Annotated in this window: 2 protein-coding genes; both read right to left on the bottom strand. The window is 31.5% G+C overall.

What is annotated here, in order from left to right:
• Positions 1-229: 229 nt before the first annotated feature.
• Positions 230-397, bottom strand: coding sequence for a hypothetical protein (locus AB4Y90_RS17500; protein ID WP_441558847.1), 168 nt, complete (start codon positions 395-397; stop codon positions 230-232).
• A complete protein-coding gene (locus AB4Y90_RS17495; RefSeq protein WP_441558846.1) occupies positions 382-1,272 on the bottom strand; it encodes an IS110 family transposase in 891 nt (296 codons plus the stop codon). Before AB4Y90_RS17495 ends, AB4Y90_RS17500 begins: the two co-directional genes overlap by 16 nt.
• Positions 1,273-3,092 lie beyond the last annotated feature (1,820 nt).

Here is a 3,092-nt window from a genome sequence, read left to right as displayed (position 1 = left end):
ATGGTACTGCGAATAGCGGGAGAGTAGGTCGCCGCCAGTTTTTTTAAAAAAGTCTCATACATTTATTTGTATGAGACTTTTTTTTGAAATAAGCTTAAGAAATCGAAGCTCAAAAATCAAAGAGTATCTTTGCTTATGGCTTATGGCAGAGGAAGCTCCGTAGATTCTGTGTTAATTTCCAAGAAAAGTTTTAATTTTTTTTAGATTTGTAATTCAAAACGGCTTTATGCTAGTTTCCAGGAGAGTCAGTAACTATTACGGCTCTCTTTTCTTGTTGATAATCTTCGTTATATTTCGTTTTATTTTTCCAAAGAATGTAAAGTTCCAGCATTTTTCTCTGAACAGCTACCAATGCTTTCATTTTAATGCCGTGTTTTCCTACTAATCTGGAGTACAATTCTTTGTGTATAGGATTGTATTTACAGCAGATAATGAAGGTAAATGCAATGATTTACGTATATGGCGGTTTCCTTTTTTTGAAAGTTTAGGTTTTCCTTTTACGGATGTTCCCGATTGCTTTTCTTTGATGTCCATTCCGGTATAACTTGTAAGTTGTTTTTTATTTCTTATCAACTCAAAACCATTGGTTTCTGCCAGAATGATAACAGCTGTCAGTTCTCCCATTCCAGGTATTGTAGAGATTGTGCTTACTTCTTGTTTTATCGTTGGATTCTGATTCAAAATTATGGAAATTTCTTTTTTTATTTCCTGTTCCTGCTGGTTGAAGACTTTTATCAATTTATTGATTCTTTCCAGACTTCCAAAATTAGGAAATGCTTCACTTTTTTCTGCGTGTAAACGATTTTTAGCCATTGTTCTTTGCTCGACAATTTGATCTCTTTCACGGGTTAATTGTTGCAAAATTCGATAGGTTTGATTAGGTTTTTTCCAATTTTCCAATTTTCTTTCCAAACCAAATCTTGCAATTGCTTGGCTACAGGTTTTATCGGTAATGGTTTTTACATCCAAAGTCCGTAAATAATTGCTGATTTTGTTGGGTAGAACAATACTTGTATCAAAACCGTTATCTACCATGAAATGAGCAAATTTTTGATGATAAACACCTGTTGCTTCCATCACCACCCGAGTAGAAACGTCTTTCACCGTATTTTTCAAAATCCATTTATTCAACGCCACAAAACCGGTTTCTTTGTTTCTGAAAACCCGATGCGAATAAATTTCAATGCCTAAATCCTCATTTAGTTTGCCTAAACTTACTTCTAATTCTTTTTGAGAAACATCAATTCCCAATACTTGCTTTAAAACCTTCATTTCAATACATGTTTAAGTGATAAAATTGACAATTAGTAGATGAAAAATTCCCCTTCGTCTTCTCTCCTGATTGGATATTCTGGATATAGTCCTAAAAACGGTGGTCTAATCCTTACATTCTGTTCAGACACTAAGAAATTATAAAAGAATGAGGCTAAATCTACGGATGAATATACTTTTCAAAAGTTATTAAGGAGCAGTTCTGTTCTCATTCTTTATCATCTTTATTATTCAAATTTATACATTGGCAAACATAGGAGAAGCAGGTCTGTTAATAGCATTTAGTATCATTGTTTGTATGGGAGCCCCGTAGGGGCGGACTATCAATCACACAGATCTTTTAAAAACGATAGGATTATCATTATATCCTCTGAAAAATTGACACGAAATGGATCTAAAAATATCTCATTTTATTTTTTATAGATTACAATTTAAACTTAAAATATATCGTTGTAATTAATCTCATTATTAAAACAATATTTGCACACGCATAAAAAGAAAATCAGATAGATTTTTTATAATAATTAAGATTGGTTTTATGGCGGATCTATTATAAAAAGTTAAAGATTAAACAAAAATCAATTCAGTTTATTCTGCCCCAAAACCCACCAAGTTTTTCTAGTTACATGTTTAAGCCTCACCAAGCCGTTCTGCCTATAAGATCCACTCAACAATAATAGAATGAAATGAGAACAAAGATTCTTTAAAATTCGTGTATTTGTGGCTATAAAATATTTTCAGTATCATCTGTGGAAATCTGTGCAATGTGTGGGAAATAAAAATAAGCTAACTATTTTAGTCTTCAATCCTTCTTCCCAGGTCTTACCCCTGAAGTGCTATCACTAATAATACAGAGATGAAGTTCCATAGGAGTAAACTAATAATAGTATTAAATGTGAAGCAGAGATTCATGAGCCCCGTAAGGGCGACCTGTTCATGATCTTAATAAGAATCTTTGAAGGAAATAATTTATTATGAAATACAAAAACTTTCTGAAAAATTACTTTCTTAAATATACATGCTGTCAAATCCTTTTTTTATTTTTGCTAAATGCTAAATGCTAAATGCTAAATGCTAAATGCTAAATGCTAAATGCTAAATGCTAAATGCTAAATGCTAAATGCTAAATGCTAAATATGCTAAATGCTAAATGCTAAATGCTAAATGCTAAATGCTAAATGCTAAATGCTAAATGCTAAATGCTAAATGCTAAATGCTAAATGCTAAATGCTAAATGCTAAATGCTAAATGCTAAATGCTAAATGCTAAAAGTGACTAATCACTTTTGTACGCTATAAAACAGATTCTACAATATAATCCTCAAGATAATCGATCAATGTGGATAACTATAATTATATATTTAAATTAAATATTATCAGTAAGTTAATTAATAAAATCCCCACAAACCATTTTCAATATTAATTTACGTTAAATAAATTAGGATTGTGTATAAAAAAAGTTCTACTTTTGCCGCACTGAAAAACGAGAGGGATTCAGAAGCGCAGAAGAGCATTAATAAGGCGGAAAACATTTATACTGATWAMCTACAATCGATAGATTTAAGGAAAAACAACTTTTAAATTTTAGGAAATAAAAGTTGTGAAGATTAAAAATATTYGTATCTTTGCAGTCCGGTAAAACGGGAGCGCAGGAGTAGGGGATTGGATGTTGGAATAAGGATTTAGGGTTAACAAAAAACTTTAAAATTTCTTTAAAAAACATTTGGTCGGTTAGAAATAAAGTTTTACTTTTGCACACGCAAATACGGAAGCGAAACTGACAGAAAGTAGCGACGTAAAAAAGCGGAAGAAGAGAGATCA

It is taken from the genome of Chryseobacterium sp. 2TAF14, assembly GCF_052115105.1.
Classification (GTDB): Bacteria; Bacteroidota; Bacteroidia; order Flavobacteriales; family Weeksellaceae; genus Chryseobacterium.
This window is presented reverse-complemented; position numbering and strand designations above follow the sequence as displayed.

What these genes read in the sequence shown, in the direction of transcription:
- AB4Y90_RS17495 (WP_441558846.1), bottom strand. Translation starts at nt 1,272, where the DNA reads ATGAAGGTTTTAAAGCAAGTATTGGGAATTGATGTTTCTCAAAAAGAA.